This window comes from Arthrobacter sp. P1_C12_2 (assembly GCF_056406415.1).
Map to the genome: position 1 here is coordinate 113766 of NZ_JBFUAF010000013.1, position 19412 is coordinate 133177.

Sequence of the window (19412 nt, forward strand, 5' to 3'; positions counted from 1 at the left end):
CCTCGCACCGGTGGTCGGCACGGCACGAAAAATGCTCCAGGACGCCCTCGCCGGGGCCGGCTACCCGGAGCGCGTCCTGGTCGCCTGCAGCGGCGGGCCGGACTCGCTGGCTCTCGCCGCCGTCGCCGCCTATTTCGGGCGCCGGGGTCATGTGGACGGCCATCCTGTCTCTGTTGGCGCCGTCGTCGTGGACCACCAGCTGCAGCCGGGCTCGGCCGGGGTCGCCGCAGCCACCGCCCGGACCCTCGAGGACCTCGGGCTCTCGCCCGTGACGATCAGGACTGTCGACGTCGCCTCCACCGGCGTGGGTCCCGAGGCCGCTGCCCGGGACGCCCGCCACGCGGCCCTCGAGGCCGCCGCGGACGAGGCAGGTGCAGGCGCGATCCTGCTCGGCCACACTCTTGATGACCAGGCCGAGCAAGTGCTCCTGGGCCTGGCGCGCGGGTCGGGCACCCGGTCCCTCGCCGGAATGCGGCCCTCCCGGGGGCGGCTGCTGCGCCCGTTCCTGGGCCTGCGGCGTGCGGACACCCTGGAGATTTGCCGGGTGGAGGACCTGGAACCCTGGCACGACCCGTCCAACACGGACCCCGTGTACGCGCGTTCCCGGACCCGGGTTGAGGTGCTGCCCCTGCTGGAAGACAAACTTGGCCCCGGCGTTGCCGAATCGCTCGCCCGCACGGCCGCTATCCTGCAGCTCGACGCCGATTACCTGGAGGACGTGGCGAACGACACGTTCGAGCGGCTGCGCCAGCAGACCGGGGCGGAGGTCAGCCTCCCGGAGGCCGAACTGCGGGATCTTGCCCCGGCCGTGAGGTTCCGGGTGATCGCCAAGGCCGCCGCCGCCGTCGGTGGTCAGCAACCCAGCTACCAGCGCCTGCTCGCGGCGGAAGCACTGCTGCGCCGGCAGGGATCGGCCGGCCCGGTGGAGCTTCCCGGCGCGGTCAGCGTCTACCGTCTCTCGCTCGCGCAGCTCCTTGCGGCGGAGCCGTCCGCCGCCGGTGTTCCCCGCGAAGCCGCCCGCTGTGGGAAGCTTGTATTCCGGCCTCAACAGCCGCCCCGAAATTAGTCGCACCCCGCATCTACACAGGAGCCATTGGTGGATTCAAACGACGTCCAGGCAGACCTCAAACACGTTCTCTACACCAAGGAACAGATCCAGCAACGGATCACCGAACTCGCGGCGCAGATCGACAAGGACTACGAGGGTCGCGACCTCCTGATCGTCGGCGTGCTCAAGGGCGCCGTCATGGTCATGGCAGACCTTGCCCGTGCACTGCACACCCACGTCTCCATGGACTGGATGGCCGTGTCCTCGTACGGCTCGGGCACGCAGTCCTCGGGCGTGGTCCGCATCCTGAAAGACCTCGATACCGACCTCATGGGCAAAGACGTCCTGATCGTCGAGGACATCATCGATTCCGGCCTCACGCTGTCCTGGCTCAAGACGAACCTGGAATCCCGCGGCACGGCGTCGGTGGAAATCTGCACCGCCTTCCGCAAGCCGACGGCCGCCAAGGTCAAGATCGACGTCAAGTATGTTGGCTATGACATCCCCAACGAGTTCGTCGTCGGGTACGGCCTGGACTACGCCGAGAAGTACCGCAACCTGGACTTCGTCGGCACCCTGGCCCCGCACGTCTACGAGTAAATCGTTCACGCAAAGGCACCCCGCCCGGGACCCGGGCGGGCCGGAGGCCCGGCCCCGCTACGCCCACAGGGAACTTTTGCCCTTTGCCGTGCGTGAGGTAGTGCGACGGTGTATAGCTAGAACCTGATGCAGCACCCACGCGCGCAGATCGGTCGCCGTGCAGCACTACCAGGAGGGACGGGGCCAGCCCCGAACAGATGAAAGCTAAGAGTTTCTTCAAGGGCCCCGGCATCTGGATTGTCGTCGTGGTGGCCATGCTGCTGCTGGCATTTGCCACGCTTGCGCCGGGCGGCGCCAGCCGGATCGACACCGACAAGGGCCTTGAGCTGCTGACAGCAGGCGGCAAGGTTGAACAAGCCAAGATTTTCGACGCCGAGAACCGGGTGGACCTGGTCCTGAAGGACAACCTGCAGGTCGACGGGCAGGACAAGGGCAAGAACGTCCAGTTCTACTTCGTCAACGCCCGCGCCCAGGACGTCGTCAAGGCAGTCACGGACTCCAAACCGTCAGGCGGCTTCACAGACCAGCCGATCGAAAACAACTGGTTCTCCGGACTCTTCTCCCTGCTGGTGCCCGTGCTGTTGCTCGGCGTCCTGTTCTGGTTCCTGCTCTCCCGGATGCAGGGCGGCGGGTCCAAGGTCATGCAGTTCGGCAAGTCCAAGGCCAAGCTGGTCAACAAGGACATGCCCCAGGTGACCTTCAGCGATGTCGCCGGCGCCGATGAGGCCGTCGAGGAACTCGAGGAGATCAAGGAATTCCTGCAGGAGCCGGCCAAGTTCCAGGCCGTCGGCGCCAAGATCCCCAAGGGCGTGCTGCTCTACGGCCCTCCGGGCACCGGCAAGACCCTCCTGGCCCGCGCCGTTGCCGGCGAGGCCGGCGTTCCCTTCTTCTCCATCTCCGGCTCCGACTTCGTGGAAATGTTCGTCGGCGTGGGCGCCTCCCGTGTCCGCGACCTCTTCGAGCAGGCCAAGTCCAACGCGCCGGCGATCATCTTCGTCGATGAGATCGACGCCGTCGGCCGGCACCGCGGCGCCGGCATCGGCGGCGGCAACGACGAGCGCGAGCAGACCCTGAACCAGCTGCTGGTGGAAATGGACGGATTCGACGTCAAGACCAACGTCATCCTGATTGCCGCCACCAACCGCCCCGACGTCCTGGACCCCGCACTGCTGCGGCCGGGCCGTTTCGACCGGCAGATCTCAGTCGAGGCCCCCGACCTGATCGGCCGCGACCAGATCCTGCAGGTGCACGCCAAGGGCAAGCCGATGGCTTCCGGCGTCGACCTCAAGGCCGTTGCAAAGAAGACCCCCGGCTACACGGGCGCGGACCTGGCCAACGTCCTGAACGAGGCCGCCCTGCTGACGGCCCGCTCCAACGCGAACCTGATCGATGACCGCGCCCTCGACGAGGCGATCGACCGCGTCATGGCCGGCCCGCAGAAGCGCAGCCGGGTCATGAAGGAACACGAACGCAAAGTCACCGCGTACCACGAGGGCGGCCACGCCCTGGTCGCGGCCGCCCTGCGGAACTCCGCCCCGGTCACCAAGATCACCATCCTGCCCCGCGGCCGTGCCCTCGGCTACACCATGGTGGTCCCGGAGAACGACAAATACTCCATCACCCGCAACGAGCTGCTCGATCAGATGGCCTACGCCATGGGCGGCCGCGTCGCCGAGGAACTCGTCTTCCACGATCCGTCCACGGGTGCATCCAACGACATCGAGAAGGCCACCGGCATCGCCCGGAAGATGGTCACCGAGTTCGGCATGAGCGAAAGGGTCGGCTCCGTCCGCCTCGGCCAGGGCGGCGGCGAGCCCTTCCTTGGCCGCGACGCCGGCCATGAGCGCAACTACTCGGACCAGATCGCCTACATCGTCGACGAGGAGGTGCGCCGCCTGATCGACGGCGCGCACGATGAGGCCTACGCCATCCTGACCGAGAACCGGGACGTCCTGGACGAGCTCGCGCTGGAACTGCTCGAACGCGAAACGCTGAACCAGGCCGAAATCGCGCAAATTTTCACCAACATCCGCAAGCGCGACTTCCGCGACGTCTGGCTCTCCAAGGAGACCCGCACGCTCCAGTCCGCCGGCCCGGTGGAGTCCCGCCGCGAAAAGGCGGAGCGTGAAGCCCAGGAGGAAGCCACCCAGGCCCGGCTCGAAGAGCCCCTGGATGCCCAGCCCCCGCATGCCCAGGGCGTCGGCGGACAGGAGTCCTTCCAGGGCGGTGCAACAGAAATCGGGACTGATGGTCATCCCGGCTAGGCTTCTTCTGTGACTTCTAACTTCGACGACGACGTTCCCGCCCCCGCTGCTGCTTCGGCGGGGGACGGGGAAGCCCCGCATTCAAAGTCCAAAGTGGACCGGCCCAGGATCGAAGCCGCCGTGCGGGAAATCCTGCTGGCGATCGGCGAGGACCCGGACCGCGGCGGACTCCTGGACACCCCGAAGCGGGTGGCCAAAGCCTACGTGGAAATGTTTGCCGGCCTGCACCACGACCCCGCCGAGATCCTGGCCACCACCTTCGACCTGGACCACGAGGAACTCGTGCTGGTCAAGGACATCCCGTTCTACTCCACCTGCGAGCACCACCTGGTGCCGTTCCACGGGGTGGCGCATGTGGGCTACATCCCGTCCCACGACGGCAAGGTCACGGGCCTGAGCAAGCTGGCCCGGCTCGTGGACATGTTCGCTAAGCGCCCGCAGGTACAGGAACGCCTGACCACCCAGATCGTCGAGGCCCTCGTCACGCACCTCAATCCGCGCGGCGCGATCGTCGTCGTCGAATGCGAACACCTGTGCATGTCCATGCGGGGAATCCGCAAGCCCGGCGCCAAGACCGTCACCAGCGCAGTGCGCGGGCAACTGCATGACCCGGCCACCCGTGCCGAAGCCATGAGCCTCATCCTCGGAAGGTAAGAACACAGACTATGGACTCCCTAGCTGCAGCCCCGGGGACCGGCCCCGCCACCTCGCCCCTGCCAATCCTGCGCAAACCGCGCCCGGCGGCGAAGTTCCAGGACCTGCCCACGGACCGGACACTCGTGATGGGAATCCTCAACGTCACCCCTGATTCCTTCAGCGACGGCGGAGCGCACCCGACGCCGGACACGGCGATCGCGGCCGGGCTGCGGATGTTCTACGCCGGGGCGGACATCATCGACGTCGGCGGCGAATCCACCCGCCCGGGTGCCACGGCAGTCGGTGCTGACGAGGAACAGCGCCGGGTCCTGCCGGTCATCGAGGCCCTGGTCAAGGCCGGCGCCCTGGTCAGCATCGACACCACCCACGCCGTGACGGCCGCCGCGGCACTGAAGGCCGGCGCCGCGATCATCAACGACGTTTCGGGCCTGACCATGGAGCCGGAAATGGCCGAGCTGGCCGCCCGCACCAAGGTCCCCTACATCCTGACGCACCGCCGCGGCGACGCCAGCACCATGAACTCCCTGACGGACTACCGTGACGTCGCCGGGGAAGTCGTGAAGGAACTCGCCGGCGTCCGCGACAAGCTTTACGCCGCCGGCGTCGCGCCGGAGCAGATCATTGTGGACCCCGGACTGGGGTTTGCGAAGAACGAGGGCCAGAACTGGGAGCTCCTGCAGCACCTGGATCTCCTGCAGGCCATGGGCCACAAGGTCCTCGTCGCCGGCTCACGCAAGCGCTTCCTCGGCAGCCTCCTGACCGTGGCCGGCAAGGCCGCCCAGCCGGTTGAACGCGACGCCGCCACCGCCGCCGTGACCGCCATCAGCGCCTTCCGCGGTGCCTGGGCCGTGCGCGTGCACGACGTCGACGCGAGCCTGGACGCCGTCAAGGTCGCCGCCCGCATGGTACCCCCGACGCCCCCGGCACCGGCTGGTTCCGCCGACGCCGGCACCAACTGACCGGCCGGCACCATGGATCAGATCACGCTGAGCGGCGTCACCGCCGTCGGCCATCACGGTGTGTTCGATTTCGAGCGCCGCGACGGGCAGCCGTTCGTTGTTGACGCGGTGCTCCACCTGGACTTCAGCAAGGCCGCGGCTTCCGACGACGTGCTGGACACCGCGCATTACGGCGAGGTGGCCAACTGCATCCGGGACTGGATCACGGGTGAGCCGCTGAACCTGATCGAGGCCCTCGCGGTGCGGATTGCCGAGGACGTGCTGCAGAAATTCCCCGTGGCCGCCGTGGACATCACCGTGCACAAGCCCAAGGCGCCGATCGAAGTCGACTTCGGCGACGTCGCCGTCAGCGTGCACCGGAGGCGGCCGTGAGCCCGCTCTACACCCGTGCCGTGATCGCGCTCGGCAGCAACCTGGGGGAGCGCAGCGACACCCTGTCCGCCGCCGTCGCAGACCTCGTCGACCCGCCGGAGGTGCGGCTGCTGGCCATCTCGCCGATCGTCCAGACGAAGGCCGTGGGTGGCCCACCGGACCAGCCTGACTTCCTGAACATGGTGATCGCCGTCGAGACGAACCTGCCGCCGCGCGCACTGCTGGAGCACTGCCACGAAGTGGAGCAGAAGCATTTGCGCGTGCGCGGGGTCCGGTGGGGGCCAAGGACCCTCGACGTGGACATCATCACTTACGGGGACGTGGTCAGCTCCGACCCCGAGCTCACCCTGCCGCACCCCCGGGCCGCCGTCCGGGCGTTCGTGCTCTATCCGTGGTCGCTGATCGAACCCGCGGCGGAGCTCAACGGCGAACGCGTAGGCGACCTCGCCGCGAAAGCCGCCGATTTCGCCGACCTCGCCACGTTTGACGGCTTCCAGGACCAGGCTGCCACGGAGATCACCGGCGTGCCCGGTGCGGCGGAGCGGCCGTGAAGCTAACGAGCCCCCTGCTCCTGCTGGTCATTTGCGTTGTCCTAGCCGTGGCCGGCTGGTTCGCCACCATGCTGTCCGGCCGCTACGGACTGGCCACCCCGGTGCTGCCGCTGACGGGGCTGGTGACCATGGGCGTGATCGTGGCACTCACCCTGGTGCTGGGCATCCGCGTGCTCCGGTGGCGCAACGGCAAGAAGAAAAAAATCCTCAACCCCATCCTGGCGGCCTGGACAGTGGTCCTCGCCCAGGCCTGCGCCTACACCGGGACGGTCCTGCTGGGCTGGCACGCGGGAATCGTGGTGGAGCAACTGCGGCTGTGGAACCTGCGCAGCAACCAGGACCTCACCTGGCAGGCCCTGGCCATGGCTGGCGGCGGGCTGATCATGGTGATCGTCGGGCTCGTCGTCGAGCGGTTCTGCCGGATTCCGCCCGAGGACGGCGACGCCGAATCCCGGCCCGGCGTACAGGGAAAGCGCACCAAGCCCTCGTCGGAAGGCGAATATGCGTACCGAAGCGATTGATCCTCCGGGCATCGACTGGCTGCGGGTGTCACCGAAGTACGTTACGGTGCGCGTCGCGGGGTGGGCGCTGGGAAACCTGATCGCGGTGTCCCTGCTGTCGCTTCCCCTGGTCCTGGTGCTGACCGGCGTGTGGACCTGGCTGCCGCTCTGGCTGGCCGTCGCCCTGCCAGCCGTCGCGCTGCTTCTGGCCCTGTGGCGGCTCGTGCTGATTCCCCGGCAGGTGCGCTCGATCGGCTACGCCGAGCGTGAGGATGACCTCCTGATCCGGCGGGGCATTTTCTTCCAGCGCACGCTCGTGGTTCCTTACGGGCGGATGCAGTACGTGGACATCGCGGTGGGCCCGGTCGAACGTCAGCTGGGCCTGTGCACCCTGAAGCTGCACACCGCAGCCGCCGCGACCAGCGCCGAGATTCCCGGCCTGCCCGCGAGCGAAGGCGCCCGGCTCCGCGAGCAACTGTCCGCCCGCGGCGAAGCCCGGCTGGCCGGGCTGTGACGGGAAGGCCATGACGGAATGGCGCTGACACCGGAGGATCCCGGACGCGCCGCCGACGGAAACGGATCCGCCGACGCCGGCTGGTTGCGGGTGCATCCCGCGTCGCCCTTTGTCCGCGGCTGGGTGGCGCTGGCGGCGCTGCTGTTCTTTTTTGGACGCGACAGTTTCGAACGAGTCCTGCAGGGCGGCCCGCTCTTTGACGAGCGGTTGGCCGGACGGGCGCCGTGGCTGCTGCTCGGCGGCGGCGCCCTGCTGCTGCTGACCGTTCTCGGCTTTGTCCTGAGCTGGTACTTCACCCGCTACCAGGTGGCGGGCGGCTACGTGCGCGTCAACACCGGTTTCCTGTTCAAGCAGCAGCGGCAGGCCAGGCTGGACCGGGTGCAGGCAATCGACGTCGTGCAGCCTTTCCTGGCACGGATCTTCGGACTGGCGGAACTGAGGTTCGACGTCGCCGACGCCGGCCAGTCTGCCGTGCACCTGGCCTACCTGCGCGCGGACGAGGCCCGGCAGCTTCGCGCCACAATCCTGGCCCACGCCTCCGGTGCCTCCGGCGGGACGCCGTCGCTGTCGCCGGCGCCGGAGCCGGGACAACCGGAGACCGCCGCCGTGGAGGCCCCGGAACGGGTCGTACTGACCGTGCCGCCGCCGCGTCTGGCGGGCTCGCTGCTCCTGAGCGAACAAAGCGTCGTGATCCTGGCAGGCGGCATCGCCTCCGTGATGCTCTCCGCCGTCACCGAAAACCGGAACTTCGCGGTCTTCCTGATCCCTGCCGCGATCGGCCTCGTCGCCTCCTATTGGTCCTCGTTCAACAAGGGCTACAACTTCACGGCCGCCGCTTCCCCGGACGGCATCCGGCTGCGCTACGGCCTGCTGGACACGCAGGCGCAAACCGTCCCGCCGGGCAGGATCCAGGCGCTGAAGGTCAGCCAGCCGCCGCTGTGGCGGATGTTTGGCTGGTACCGGATCCAGGTCAACGTGGCCGGCTACGGCCTGGCCAGCAGCGCCGGCGAAGGCTCGGCCCGGACCACCCTGCTTCCGGTGGGATCCCTCGCCGACGTCATGGAAATCCTCGCTCTGGTGCTCCCGGATCCCGGAACCCAGGATCCGGTGGGGCTGTTCACCGCAGGGATCACCGGTCTCGCCGACCCCGCCGCGACCCCGGGCCGCGCGGGCGCGCAGGACGCCGACGGCGGCTTCGTGACCAGCCCGCGCCGGGCGCGGTTGCTGGCGCCGCTGGGCTGGCGGCGCAACGGCTTCACGGCAACGGAGACCGCCCTGCTCCTGAGGTCGGGCCGGTGGTGGCGGAGCTTCGTGGTGGTGCCGCATCAGCGCACGCAGTCCATGGCGCTGCAGCAGGGCCCGCTCGCCCGCAGGTTCCGGGTGGCGGACCTGGTCCTGCACACCACGGCAGGTCCGGTGGCCCCGCGGCTCATCCAGGCAGGCCTCGACGAAGCCCGGGCCCTGTTCGACGCCCAGTCAGCCCGTGCCCGCGCCGCGCGCAAGCGCCAGAAGAGCGAACACTGGCTGGAGCCGGCGGCCCAGCCGGCCGCACCACCCGCAGAAGAACCCCAGGAAGGCCCGCATCATGGCTAAACCAGGACGCCTCGGCGTCGGAATCATTGGCGCAGGCAAGGTCGGCGCCGTCCTGGGGGCGGCGCTGCGCGGAGCCGAGCACGCCGTCATCGGGGCGTCCGCCGTTTCGGACGCCAGCAAAGAACGCGTCGAAACACTCCTGCCCGGCGTCCCGATCCTGGACGTGCAGGACATCGTGGAGCGCGCCGAGCTGGTCCTGCTCGCCGTCCCGGACGACGCCCTTGGCCCGCTGGTGAACGGACTGGCCAAGCTCGGCGCCTGGCAGCCTGGCCAGCTCGTGGCGCACACCTCCGGGCGCTTCGGCGTCGGGATCCTGCACCCGGTCCGCGCCGCCGGCGCCGTGCCGCTCGCGCTGCACCCGGCCATGACGTTCACGGGCATGAGCCTGGACCTCACCAGGCTCCTGGACTGCACCTTTGGCGTCACGGCCGACGCCGCGATGCTGCCAATCGCCCAGGCACTCGTCGTCGAAATGGGCGCCGAGCCCGTCGCGATCGCTGAGGCGGACCGCGTCCTCTACCACGCCGCGCTCGCGCACGGCTCGAACCACCTGGTCACGCTCGTGGCGCAGGCCTCGCAACTGCTCCGCGACGTCGGCGTCGACGCCCCGGACCGGATGCTAGGCCCGCTGCTGCGCGCCACCCTCGAGAACGCCCTCGCCTCCGGAGAGTCGGCCCTGACCGGGCCCGTGGCCCGCGGCGACACCGGCACAGTGGCCGCACACGCCAGCGCCCTCCGCGAGTATGACGGCGGCGCGGGCGGCGATATTCTTGAGGCGTACCTGGCCATGGCCAGGGCGACAGCCCGCCGGGCGGGAAGCCGCGGGCTCCTGAAGCCGGAACAACTCGACGGCATCGAACAGGCGCTCGGCGGCCCCGGCCAGAACGGGACGCCCGCCCCGGAAGGACCCTGACATGGCAATCCAACTCGTCACCACGGCTGCCCAGCTCCGCGCTGCAAGCGCCCGGCTGCTGGCGCAGAAAGGCGGCACGTCCCAGGGGCTCGTGCCCACCATGGGTGCCCTGCACGAGGGGCATGCCCAGCTGGCCCGGACGGCCGTCGCCCAGAACGACGTCGTGGCGGCCACCATTTTCGTGAACCCGCTGCAGTTCGGTGAGGCCGCGGATCTGGAACGCTACCCGCGGACGCTCGACGCCGACCTCGCGCTGCTCGACGCCGAAGGCGTGGACCTGGCGTTCGCGCCGGGTGTTGAGGAGGTCTACCCCGGCGGGGCACCCCTTGTGCGGATCACGGCGGGACCCCTGGGTGAAAAGTGGGAAGGCGCGTCCCGGCCCGGACACTTCGACGGCGCGCTGACCGTCGTCGCGAAACTGCTCCACTACGGCATCCCTGGGGCCGGCCTGCCCGGCGGCGGCCAGCCCGCCTACCGCGCCTATTTCGGCCAGAAGGACGCGCAGCAGCTGGCGCTGGTCCAGCGCATGGTGGCGGACCTGAATTTCCCCGTGGAGATCGTGCCCGTGCCCATTGTCCGCTCGGCCGACGGCCTGGCGCTGTCCAGCCGCAACCGCTTCCTCTCCGCGGACCAGCGCCAGGCCGCCCTGGTGCTCTCCCGGGCGCTGCGGCTCATCGAGGAGCGCGCCAACGCGCATGAGCCGCTGGACGTCGAATCCGCGCAGGCCCTGGTCCGGTCCCAGCCGCTCGTGGCGCTGGACTACTTCGAGGTGGTGGATCCGCGCACCCTCGAGCCCCTCGCGGAAAACTGCAGGGACACCCCGTTCCGCGGCGAGGGACTGGCGATCATCGCCGCCACGGTCGGCCCCGTCCGCCTCATCGACAACGCGCCCCTGAACTCCTGACCCCACCCCCATGGTGAGGCCTCCGATGGGCCGTAACTGACCCCGCGTTGGTTTTCCGGTGGCGGGAATGCCCCCGGGCCTTAGACTGTTGGAACCTGCAGAAGCGCCGACGCTCGCCGGACCCACACCAGACTCCTTGAGGGAATTCTCATGTCGACAGACGTCTCTTCCAACGCCTCTGGCGATCCCGCACCGGGCTCTGCCTCCACCATCCCGGCGCCTGGTGCGCCAGCTGCGCCTGCCGCAACGAGAACGGCGCCCCCCGCACCGGCGAAGATGTCCCGGGAGTCCGTGACCATCATCACGACGCTCCTGGTGGCCACGTTCGTCGTGATCCTCAACGAGACCATCATGAACGTGGCCCTGCAGCGGCTGATGGTCGACCTGAACATCGACGCGCCCACCGTGCAGTGGCTCTCCACCGGCTTCATGCTCACCATGGCCGTCGTGATTCCAACCACCGGGTTCATCCTGCAGCGGCTGACCACCCGGGCCGTGTTCATGCTGGCCATGGGACTCTTCTCCGGCGGCACGCTGCTGGCCGCCCTCGCGCCGGGCTTCGAAGTCCTGCTGCTGGCGCGCATCGTCCAGGCCGGCGGCACCGCCATCATGCTGCCGCTGCTGATGACCACCATCCTCACGCTCGTGCCGCTGGAGCGCCGCGGCGCCGTCATGGGCAACGTGAGCATCGCCATTTCGGTGGCGCCGGCACTTGGCCCCACGGTTTCCGGCCTGATCCTCCAGAATTTTTCCTGGCGGTTCATGTTCGTCTTCGTGCTGCCGATCGCCCTCGCCGCGTTGGCCATCGGGGCCAGGTATTTGACCAACATCGGCAAGACCGAGAAAACCCGGCTCGACGCTCTCTCCGTGGTGCTCACGGTCCCCGCTTTCGGCGGCCTGGTGTACGGCCTGAGCCAGATCGGCGGCGGCCAGGCCGGCTCCCGCACTCCCGCCGTGGTGGCCCTGGCCGTTGGTGTGGTGTCCTTGGCGGCGTTCGTCCTGCGCCAGCAGAAGCTGCAGAAGACCGACGGCCCCCTGCTGGACCTGCGCGCCTTCACCTTCCGGATGTTCACGGTGTCCGTGCTGCTGCTGGTCGTGGCCATGATCGCGTTGTTCGGCGCAGTGATCCTGCTGCCGTTGTACCTGCAGGAGATCCGCGGCCTGAAGTCACTCGAGACCGGCCTGGTGCTGCTGCCCGGCGGCCTCGCCATGGGCCTGCTGGGGCCCTTCATCGGCCGCATATTCGACAGAGTCGGGCCCCTGCCGCTGACAGTGACGGGCTCGGTCATGATGGTGCTGTCCCTTTGGCAGTTCTCGATGCTGGACGCCGCCTCACCGGTGGGGTGGATCATTGCCCTGCACGTGGCATTGAGCCTGGGCCTGGCACTCGTGTTCACTCCCGCGTTCACCACGGGCCTGAACCCGCTGCCGCCGCACCTGTACTCCCACGGCTCGGCCATCATGAGCACGCTGCAGCAGGTGGCCGGCGCCGCCGGCACGGCGCTTCTGGTCTCGATCTACGCCTTCGTGGCCGAATCCTCGGGCATGGTCGCCGGCATGCATGCGGCATTCCTGACGGCGGCCGTCATAGCCGTCGCCGCCGTCGTGCTGTCCACCATGATGCGCAAAACCGAAGGCGCGGCACACCCGGCCGCCCACTAAAGCAATCAACAACCAACGCGGGGTCACTTAGCGCCGGTCCGGGAGGTCCGGGATGGGCGCTTAGTGACCCCCCGTTGGTTTGATGGGGCGGAAGCTCAGCCTGCGTAAAACGCGCTGAGCTCGGCGATCAGCTTGTCCGGCGCCTTGTTGACACCGTCGTGTCCCATGCCGGGCAGGATTGTGTAGCTGGAGCCGGAGAGGACATCGTGGATCTGGGCGCAGGCCACGCCGAAGTAGGCCGGGCTCTTTTCGCCGACGATGATCAGCGTCTCCAGCGGCAGTTCCAGGAAAGGTTCGGCCGGCATGTCCGCGGCGATGATCGCCTTGATCTCACGGACGCCGGTCTGCATGAGGTCGCGCAGCTGCTTGCCGATCGGGGTGCCCGCCGAAAGCTTGTTCGCCAGCGTCAGCATGGACAGCGGCATCCGGGACAGGGCGCTGCCGGTCTCCAGGCCCTTAAGCAGGACGGCGAGGGCGCGGTCGTCGTCGCCGGCTGCGGTCGCCCGCTCGTATTCGGGCGTCCAGTCCGCCGTGACGCTGTGGTTGACGGACACGGCGGGGTCGTACACGGCCAGCCGTTCCACCGGCAGCGTGCGGGCCGCGTGCAGAGCCACCGCCCCGCCGAAGCTGTGGCCGAAGACATCCGTGCTGGCGGTGTGCTTCATGACGGCGTCGAGGTCGTGGATATCCACGTCCAGGGTGTAATCCTCCGGCTGCGGGGAGGACGAGCCGCGGCCGCGCCGGTTGAAGGTGTGCACCGGCCGGCCCAGTGACGCGCTGAGTTTCTGCGCGAAACGCGTGTAATCGGCGGCCGTCACCATCGAGGCCGGCACGACGACGATGCCCGAACCCGCCGAGGCGAGCTCGGCACCCGTGCTCAAAAGCTCGATCGTTCCGCCGTCGGGGGTTCTGATGTTCTCGCGGGTCATGCTCCGAGCCTAGCCGAGGCCGCGCCGCTCTGCAGTACGCCGCAGTGCAGTAAGGCGCTGCGCCGGCGCGCCGGCGCTAGTTGCCCAACCGGCCGCCGGAGACCTCGAGGTAGCAGGCGCCGCAGAGCGACTCGTACCAGACGTCCTGGCCGTCGATCGCAACCTGGTTTCCGTCGAACACCACGTGGTCCCCGATCCGGCGCGTGTTGAAGATGGCCTTCCGTCCGCAGCGGCAGATGGTCTTGAGCTCTTCGAGGGTGTGCGCGATCTCCAGCAGGCGCAGGGAACCGGGGAACGCGCGGGTCCGGAAGTCGGTGCGGATGCCGTAGGCCAGGACGGGGACGTTGTCCAGGACGGCGATGCGGAAGAGATCGTCCACCTGCTCCGGTTCCAGGAACTGGGCCTCGTCCACCAGCAGGCAGGCCACCGGCGGGGTGTCCACGTGCTGCAGCAGGGCGTCGGGATCGTCGCCGTGGGCCTGGGCGGTGAAAAGCGCGCGGGCCGACGCGCCCGCGGGGATCAGGAAGTCCACCGAACGGGTCATGCCCAGGCGGGACACGACGTCGGAGTCGCCCTTGGTGTCCACGTCCGGCTTGGCCAGCAGGACGCGCTGGCCGCGTTCCTCATAATTGAACGCCGCCTGCAGCAGCCCCGTAGATTTGCCGGAGTTCATGGCGCCGTAGCGGAAGTAGAGCTTGGCCAAGGGGGTCCTTTCGAAAGGGTCGCCCCCGATTCTAGCGGTCGGTCGCGTCGCCGCCCTCAGCGGCCGGACCCGGTCCGCCGCCACCGGGCCGGCACGCCCGCGGCTGCAAGGCTGCCGGCCAGGCTGACGGGCGGCGGGGTGGCAGCTCCGGTTCCGCCGTGGAGGAACCGGGCCGTACGGAGGGCCAGCCGGATTCCCGGCCGGATGGGGCCTTCGTGGAGCTGTCCGGGGACGACGGCGAAGCTGACCGCGGGGACGGCGTCGGAGAGCTGGTGGCTCGTTTCGGCGAAGTAGCCGGGGCTCCAGCCGCCGCTGAGCATGAGGGTGGGGGTGGTGATGGTGGAAAAATCCTCGAGTTCGGCGTCGGCGTCCAGTACGGCGCGCATCTCGGCGACGGCCGTGGGCAGCAGTTGCCGCATTTCGGCGCCGAGCCTGGTCCGGGCCGAGAGGATGCTCAACATGCGCAGCGCGCCCAGGGGCAGCATGGATACCGGGCCAGCCGTCTCCAGGCCTTGCACCAAATGCGCCCAGGCGTGGTCAAGCTCGCCGGCGGCCACGGACCTTTCCAGTTCTGGCCGCCAGCGCTGGGTGAGGTTCCCGGAGAGGCTCACGGCGGCGTCGTAAGTCACCATCCTGCGGATCGACAGGCTCCGGGCGGCCTCGAGGGCCACGAACCCGCCATAGCTGTGGGCCACGACGTCGCTGGCGCCGGTCTCGCGGAGCACGGTGGCCAGGTCGGCCACCTCGGTGGCGGCAGAATAGTCGGCCGGCTGGTGCGAGGAACCGGCGCGGCCGCGGCGGTTGTAGCAGTGCACCGGCTGGTCCAGCAGCCGGCAAAGTTTTCGGGCGAAGGACCGGTAGAGCGCATCGGTGATCAGTGTCCCGTGCACGACGACGACGCCGGACCCTTCGCCGCGGGCCGCCACGGCGGCCTCGGATGCCGCTGCTCTGCCCGGTGCATGCCCCGCCGGACGGATGGTGTGCAGCTCAAGGTGTCCCTTGCCGTCGTCGGTCCTCACTGTCCATGTCTCCACAACGTCGAGTCTATTCCCGCGCCCCGTCTGCCTGGCTGCCGCCCGGGCAGAACCGGGCGGGACCTTCCCGGACGCAAATCGACGGTAAACTTGGGGATTGTGACTTCCCAAAACACCCCCGCCCCGAACACCGCCGCCGAGCCGCACGATGCCAGCGAACAGACCCGCATCCGCATGGAGAAGCGCGCCAAGCTGATCGAACGCGGCGTCGAGGCATATCCGGTGGGTGTCGAACGCACACACTCGCTCACGGAAATCCGGGAGAAATACGCCTACCTGCAGGCCGATGAAACCACCGGCGACGCCGTCGGCGTGACCGGCCGCATCGTCTTCATCCGCAATACGGGCAAGCTCTGCTTCGCCACCCTCCAGGAGGGCGGCCTGGACGGAAAGGCCGTGCGGCTCCAGGTCATGCTGAGCCTGGCCAACATCGGCGAGGAGGCGCTCGCGGAGTGGAAGTCCCTCGTGGACCTCGGCGATCACGTCTTCATCAAGGGCGAGGTCATCTCCTCACGCCGCGGCGAACTCTCCGTCATGGCGGATACCTGGACCATGGCCTCGAAGGCGCTGCGCCCGCTGCCCGTGCTGCACGCCGGGCTGAATGAAGAGACCCGTGTCCGCCAGCGCTACGTGGACCTCATTGTCCGCGACGAAGCCCGCGAGATGGTTTACACCCGGGCCGCGATCACGCGCTCCATCCGCGAAACCCTGCACCGCCAGGGCTACGTCGAGGTGGAAACCCCCATGCTGCAGCTGGTTCACGGCGGCGCCACGGCCCGTCCCTTCGAGACGCACATGAACGCTTTCGACCAGAAAATGACGCTGCGCATCGCTACCGAGCTCTACCTCAAGCGCACGGTGGTCGGCGGGATCGACCGTGTCTACGACATGGGCCGGGTCTTCCGCAACGAAGGGGTGGACTCCACGCACAGCCCCGAGTTCACCACCTTGGAGTCCTACGAGGCGTGGGCGGACCAGTTCGTCATGGCGGACCGGATCAAGGAGATCATCCTGGACGCCGCCGACGCCGCCGGTGTGGGCCGTGTGCTGCAGACCGACGCCGGCGAGATCAACCTCGACGGCGACTGGACCTGGCTGTCGGTCTACCCGGGACTGTCAGAATTCGTCGGCCAGGAAGTAACCCCTGACACCCCGGTTGCCGAACTGTTGGAACTGGCTGCCAAGCACGAGGTCAAGGTCGACGCTGCTTGGGACGCCGAGAAGCTCGCCGTCGAACTCTTCGGCGAACTGGTCGAGCCCACCTTGCTCAATCCCACGTTCGTCTACGACTATCCGCCGTCCGCCCAGCCGCTGGCCCGGCAGCACCGCGAAGACGGCCGCCTGATCGAGGCCTGGGACCTCATCATTGGCGGCATGGAGCGGGGCACGGCGTTCTCCGAACTGATCGACCCGGTGATCCAGCGCGAACGCCTCACCGAACAGTCCCGCCGTTCCGCCGCGGGTGACGTGGAGGCAATGCAGCTGGACGAAGACTTCCTCCGTGCGCTCGAGTACGGCGCGCCGCCCATGGGCGGGATCGGCCTGGGCATCGACCGCCTCGTGATGCTCTTCACCGGCGCCGGCATCCGCGAAACGATCCTCTTCCCCCTGTTGAAGCCCGAAGGACACTGAGCATGGACTATATCGCCGTATTGCTGCCCCCCATCGTGGTGGGCCTGCTTTTCTGGTTTGCCATGAAATCCATATTCAATGCCGACAAATCAGAGCGGCAGGCAGAAGCCCGTGCCCATGCCGAAGCGGAAACTAGGGCCAAAGGTCAGGATTCCGGGGCCCTCGGGGGCTAATTACCCTGGGAAAGAAGTAATAGTTCCCTATTGCCGCCTGTAGTTTTCCTTTGGACAGAGTTTTGCGCTTTGACTCCCTGCTGTAACGCGGAGGATACTTATTCCAGATACATCCTGCTTTTCTTAACGCTCGATCTTTGGAAAGAGAGTCCTTTATGGCACAGAAAGTAAAAATCATCCTCGTTGATGATCTGGATGGGGGATCCGCGGACGAAACTGTCCGGTTTGGCCTTGACGGTGTGAGCTATGAAATAGACCTGTCGTCAAGCAATGCATCAGAACTGCGCTCCGCGGTGGAACGATTTGTGACACACGCACGCAAAACGTCAAGCGGACGCGCCACGCGCACGAAAATTTCCAGCGGACGGAATCAGGACTCTGCCCAGATCCGTCAGTGGGCACGGGACAACGGCTACGCGGTAAACAGCCGCGGACGTATCCAGGCTGAAATTCAGGAAGCTTACCAAAAGGCTAATTCCTAGCAGGGACCCGCGTCGGGGCGCAGTATCGACACCCGACACCAAGGGCAGTATCAAGGCGCAGTATCAAGTCTCAATCAAGTTTCATCGCGTCATAATCGAGTCTCTGTCAAATGGCAATGCCCCCGTTATCTGACGGGGGCATTGCCATGCCGACGGCGGTGCGCCCGCGGCGGTGCGCCCGCGGCGGTGCGCCCCTCCCGGCGGTGAGCCCCCCGGCGGTGAACCTGCCCCGAAGGCACCTACCCCGGCCTGAGCGCCGGCGGTGAACCCGGCCCGAACGCCGCCCGGGGAAGGGCCCGCCCGGAAGGGCCGACCCGGCCCGCCCGAAAGGGCCGGTCGCGCCCAGCGGGCGGGTTCCGGACGGTTCTTGTCCCCTGCCGGGGACCCGGTCCGGGCAGGGAGGCGACACCCTCCGGTTTCCCCTGTGGCGAACAAGCCCCAAATCTGGAACCCGGCCACGTAGCATCAAAGTACGTCGTAGCTAGGAGTGTGGCGAAATGTTTGAGCGATTTACGGACCGTGCCCGTCGCGTAGTTGTGCTTGCCCAAGAAGAGGCACGCATGCTGAACCACAATTACATTGGTACCGAACACATCCTCTTGGGTCTGATCCATGAGGGTGAAGGTGTTGCCGCCAAAGCCCTTGAATCCTTGAGCATTTCGCTCGACGGTGTCCGCGAACAGGTCCAGGAGATCATCGGCCAGGGCCAGCAGGCGCCTTCCGGCCACATCCCCTTTACCCCGCGTGCCAAGAAGGTCCTGGAGCTCTCGCTGCGCGAGGCCCTGCAGCTGGGCCACAACTACATCGGTACCGAGCACATCCTCCTCGGCCTCATCCGGGAGGGCGAAGGCGTTGCCGCCCAGGTGCTCGTCAAGCTCGGCGCCGACCTGAACCGGGTCCGCTCGCAGGTCATCCAGCTGCTCTCGGGTTACCAGGGCAAGGAATCCACGGGCGCCGGCGTCGGCCCCGGGCAGGCCGAGGGGACCCCCGCAGGGTCCGTCGTCCTCGACCAGTTCGGCCGCAACCTGACCCAGGCGGCGCGCGAGAACAAACTGGACCCCGTGATCGGCCGCGAGCAGGAAATGGAACGCGTCATGCAGGTCCTTTCCCGCCGCACCAAGAACAACCCCGTGCTGATCGGTGAGCCCGGCGTCGGCAAGACCGCCGTCGTCGAGGGCCTGGCCCAGGCGATCGTCCGCGGCGATGTCCCGGAGACCATCAAGGACAAGCAGCTGTACACCTTGGACCTCGGGTCCCTCGTGGCCGGCTCCCGCTACCGCGGCGACTTCGAAGAGCGCCTGAAGAAGGTCCTCAAGGAGATCCGCACCCGCGGCGACATCATCCTGTTCATCGATGAGATCCACACGCTGGTGGGTGCCGGTGCCGCCGAAGGCGCCATCGATGCGGCCTCGATCCTGAAGCCCATGCTGGCCCGCGGCGAACTCCAGACCATCGGTGCCACCACGCTGGACGAATACCGCAAGCACATCGAGAAGGATGCCGCGCTGGAGCGCCGCTTCCAGCCGATCCAGGTCAAGGAACCCTCCGTTGCGCACGCGATTGAGATCCTCAAGGGCCTCCGCGACCGGTATGAGGCACACCACCGCGTCACCATCACCGACGGCGCCCTCGCCTCGGCGGCGAGCCTTTCCGAGCGCTACATCTCGGACCGGTTCCTGCCGGACAAGGCAATCGACCTGATCGACGAGGCCGGTGCGCGGCTGCGCATCCGCCGCATGACTGCCCCGCCGGAGCTCAAGGTCATGGACGAGAAGATCGCCGCCATGAAGCTGGAGAAGGAATCCGCGATCGACGCGCAGGACTTCGAAGGCGCCGCGTCGCTGCGCGACAAGGAGCAGAAGCTCATTGCCGAGCGCGCCGAGAAGGAACGCCAGTGGAAGACCGGCGGCATGGACGACATC

General features: G+C 68.0%; 20 protein-coding genes. 17 read left to right on the forward strand and 3 right to left on the reverse strand.

Translation table 11 applies throughout. From position 1 onward, the window contains the following. Positions 1–31 precede the first annotated feature (31 nt). From tilS to AC1DZQ_RS14960, 13 genes are all read left to right on the forward strand, one after another. A complete protein-coding gene (gene tilS, locus AC1DZQ_RS14900; protein WP_476964284.1) occupies positions 32–1066 on the forward strand; it encodes a tRNA lysidine(34) synthetase TilS in 1035 nt (344 codons plus the stop codon). A 30-nt stretch (positions 1067–1096) separates the two neighbouring features. Then, positions 1097–1648: a hypoxanthine phosphoribosyltransferase gene (hpt, locus tag AC1DZQ_RS14905; RefSeq protein WP_018774939.1), complete on the forward strand. Its 552-nt coding sequence runs from the start codon at positions 1097–1099 to the stop codon at positions 1646–1648. 197 nt (positions 1649–1845) lie between these two features. Next, positions 1846–3912, forward strand: a complete 2067-nt coding sequence (gene ftsH / locus AC1DZQ_RS14910; RefSeq protein ID WP_476964263.1) for an ATP-dependent zinc metalloprotease FtsH — start codon at positions 1846–1848, stop codon at positions 3910–3912. Positions 3913–3921: 9 nt separating this feature from the next. Next, positions 3922–4566 carry a GTP cyclohydrolase I FolE gene (folE, locus tag AC1DZQ_RS14915; protein ID WP_476964264.1) on the forward strand — a complete coding sequence of 215 codons (645 nt, stop codon included), beginning with the start codon at positions 3922–3924 and terminating at the stop codon, positions 4564–4566. Positions 4567–4577: 11 nt separating this feature from the next. After that, positions 4578–5528, forward strand: a complete 951-nt coding sequence (folP, locus tag AC1DZQ_RS14920; RefSeq protein ID WP_476964265.1) for a dihydropteroate synthase — start codon at positions 4578–4580, stop codon at positions 5526–5528. A 12-nt stretch (positions 5529–5540) separates the two neighbouring features. Beyond that, on the forward strand, positions 5541–5900 hold the full coding sequence (gene folB, locus AC1DZQ_RS14925; protein WP_476964266.1) for a dihydroneopterin aldolase: 360 nt from the start codon (positions 5541–5543) through the stop codon (positions 5898–5900). Continuing rightward, positions 5897–6451, forward strand: coding sequence for a 2-amino-4-hydroxy-6-hydroxymethyldihydropteridine diphosphokinase (gene folK, locus AC1DZQ_RS14930; protein ID WP_476964267.1), 555 nt, complete (start codon positions 5897–5899; stop codon positions 6449–6451). Before folB ends, folK begins: the two co-directional genes overlap by 4 nt. Then, positions 6448–6972, forward strand: a complete 525-nt coding sequence (locus AC1DZQ_RS14935) for a DUF3180 domain-containing protein (RefSeq protein WP_476964268.1) — start codon at positions 6448–6450, stop codon at positions 6970–6972. Before folK ends, AC1DZQ_RS14935 begins: the two co-directional genes overlap by 4 nt. Next, positions 6953–7465, forward strand: coding sequence for a PH domain-containing protein (locus AC1DZQ_RS14940; protein WP_476964269.1), 513 nt, complete (start codon positions 6953–6955; stop codon positions 7463–7465). The genes AC1DZQ_RS14935 and AC1DZQ_RS14940 overlap by 20 nt, the downstream gene beginning before the upstream one ends. An 18-nt stretch (positions 7466–7483) precedes the next feature. Beyond that, entirely contained in the window at positions 7484–9058 is a 1575-nt protein-coding gene (locus tag AC1DZQ_RS14945; RefSeq protein WP_476964270.1) for a PH domain-containing protein, read from the forward strand. Beyond that, complete coding sequence (locus tag AC1DZQ_RS14950) at positions 9051–9971, forward strand: Rossmann-like and DUF2520 domain-containing protein (protein ID WP_476964271.1); 921 nt, start codon at positions 9051–9053, stop codon at positions 9969–9971. Before AC1DZQ_RS14945 ends, AC1DZQ_RS14950 begins: the two co-directional genes overlap by 8 nt. Before the next feature lies 1 nt (position 9972). Continuing rightward, complete coding sequence (gene panC, locus AC1DZQ_RS14955) at positions 9973–10875, forward strand: pantoate--beta-alanine ligase (RefSeq protein ID WP_476964272.1); 903 nt, start codon at positions 9973–9975, stop codon at positions 10873–10875. Between the two features lie 150 nt (positions 10876–11025). After that, complete coding sequence (locus AC1DZQ_RS14960) at positions 11026–12537, forward strand: MDR family MFS transporter (RefSeq protein WP_476964273.1); 1512 nt, start codon at positions 11026–11028, stop codon at positions 12535–12537. 95 nt (positions 12538–12632) lie between these two features. On the opposite strand, the gene AC1DZQ_RS14965 is transcribed toward AC1DZQ_RS14960, so the two are convergent. The 3 genes from AC1DZQ_RS14965 to AC1DZQ_RS14975 all read right to left on the reverse strand — a co-directional run bounded on the left by AC1DZQ_RS14965 (position 12633) and on the right by AC1DZQ_RS14975 (position 15203). Continuing rightward, positions 12633–13466 carry an alpha/beta fold hydrolase gene (locus AC1DZQ_RS14965; RefSeq protein WP_476964274.1) on the reverse strand — a complete coding sequence of 278 codons (834 nt, stop codon included), beginning with the start codon at positions 13464–13466 and terminating at the stop codon, positions 12633–12635. A gap of 76 nt (positions 13467–13542) precedes the next feature. Next, entirely contained in the window at positions 13543–14169 is a 627-nt protein-coding gene (locus AC1DZQ_RS14970) for a thymidine kinase (protein ID WP_018774926.1), read from the reverse strand. 56 nt (positions 14170–14225) lie between these two features. Continuing rightward, positions 14226–15203, reverse strand: a complete 978-nt coding sequence (locus AC1DZQ_RS14975; RefSeq protein ID WP_476964275.1) for an alpha/beta fold hydrolase — start codon at positions 15201–15203, stop codon at positions 14226–14228. Between the two features lie 99 nt (positions 15204–15302). Here AC1DZQ_RS14975 and lysS point away from each other — a divergent pair, with 99 nt between their 5' ends. The 4 genes from lysS to AC1DZQ_RS14995 all read left to right on the forward strand — a co-directional run. Further along, on the forward strand, positions 15303–16835 hold the full coding sequence (gene lysS, locus AC1DZQ_RS14980; RefSeq protein ID WP_476964276.1) for a lysine--tRNA ligase: 1533 nt from the start codon (positions 15303–15305) through the stop codon (positions 16833–16835). Positions 16836–16837: 2 nt separating this feature from the next. After that, the gene (locus tag AC1DZQ_RS14985; RefSeq protein ID WP_476964277.1) at positions 16838–17008 is read left to right on the forward strand and encodes a hypothetical protein; all 171 of its coding nucleotides are present in this window, start codon (positions 16838–16840) and stop codon (positions 17006–17008) included. 155 nt (positions 17009–17163) lie between these two features. After that, positions 17164–17490, forward strand: coding sequence for a histone-like nucleoid-structuring protein Lsr2 (locus AC1DZQ_RS14990; protein ID WP_018774922.1), 327 nt, complete (start codon positions 17164–17166; stop codon positions 17488–17490). A gap of 497 nt (positions 17491–17987) precedes the next feature. After that, the coding region (locus tag AC1DZQ_RS14995; RefSeq protein WP_476964278.1) for a Clp protease N-terminal domain-containing protein at positions 17988–19412 on the forward strand (1425 nt) is incomplete at its 3' end.

What these genes read in the sequence shown, in the direction of transcription:
- tilS (WP_476964284.1), top strand. Translation starts at nt 32, where the DNA reads ATGCTCCAGGACGCCCTCGCCGGGGCCGGCTACCCGGAGCGCGTCCTG.
- ftsH (WP_476964263.1), top strand. Translation starts at nt 1,846, where the DNA reads ATGAAAGCTAAGAGTTTCTTCAAGGGCCCCGGCATCTGGATTGTCGTC.
- folP (WP_476964265.1), top strand. Translation starts at nt 4,578, where the DNA reads ATGGACTCCCTAGCTGCAGCCCCGGGGACCGGCCCCGCCACCTCGCCC.
- folB (WP_476964266.1), top strand. Translation starts at nt 5,541, where the DNA reads ATGGATCAGATCACGCTGAGCGGCGTCACCGCCGTCGGCCATCACGGT.
- AC1DZQ_RS14940 (WP_476964269.1), top strand. Translation starts at nt 6,953, where the DNA reads ATGCGTACCGAAGCGATTGATCCTCCGGGCATCGACTGGCTGCGGGTG.
- AC1DZQ_RS14945 (WP_476964270.1), top strand. Translation starts at nt 7,484, where the DNA reads ATGGCGCTGACACCGGAGGATCCCGGACGCGCCGCCGACGGAAACGGA.
- AC1DZQ_RS14950 (WP_476964271.1), top strand. Translation starts at nt 9,051, where the DNA reads ATGGCTAAACCAGGACGCCTCGGCGTCGGAATCATTGGCGCAGGCAAG.
- panC (WP_476964272.1), top strand. Translation starts at nt 9,973, where the DNA reads ATGGCAATCCAACTCGTCACCACGGCTGCCCAGCTCCGCGCTGCAAGC.
- AC1DZQ_RS14960 (WP_476964273.1), top strand. Translation starts at nt 11,026, where the DNA reads ATGTCGACAGACGTCTCTTCCAACGCCTCTGGCGATCCCGCACCGGGC.
- AC1DZQ_RS14965 (WP_476964274.1), bottom strand. Translation starts at nt 13,466, where the DNA reads ATGACCCGCGAGAACATCAGAACCCCCGACGGCGGAACGATCGAGCTT.
- AC1DZQ_RS14985 (WP_476964277.1), top strand. Translation starts at nt 16,838, where the DNA reads ATGGACTATATCGCCGTATTGCTGCCCCCCATCGTGGTGGGCCTGCTT.
- AC1DZQ_RS14990 (WP_018774922.1), top strand. Translation starts at nt 17,164, where the DNA reads ATGGCACAGAAAGTAAAAATCATCCTCGTTGATGATCTGGATGGGGGA.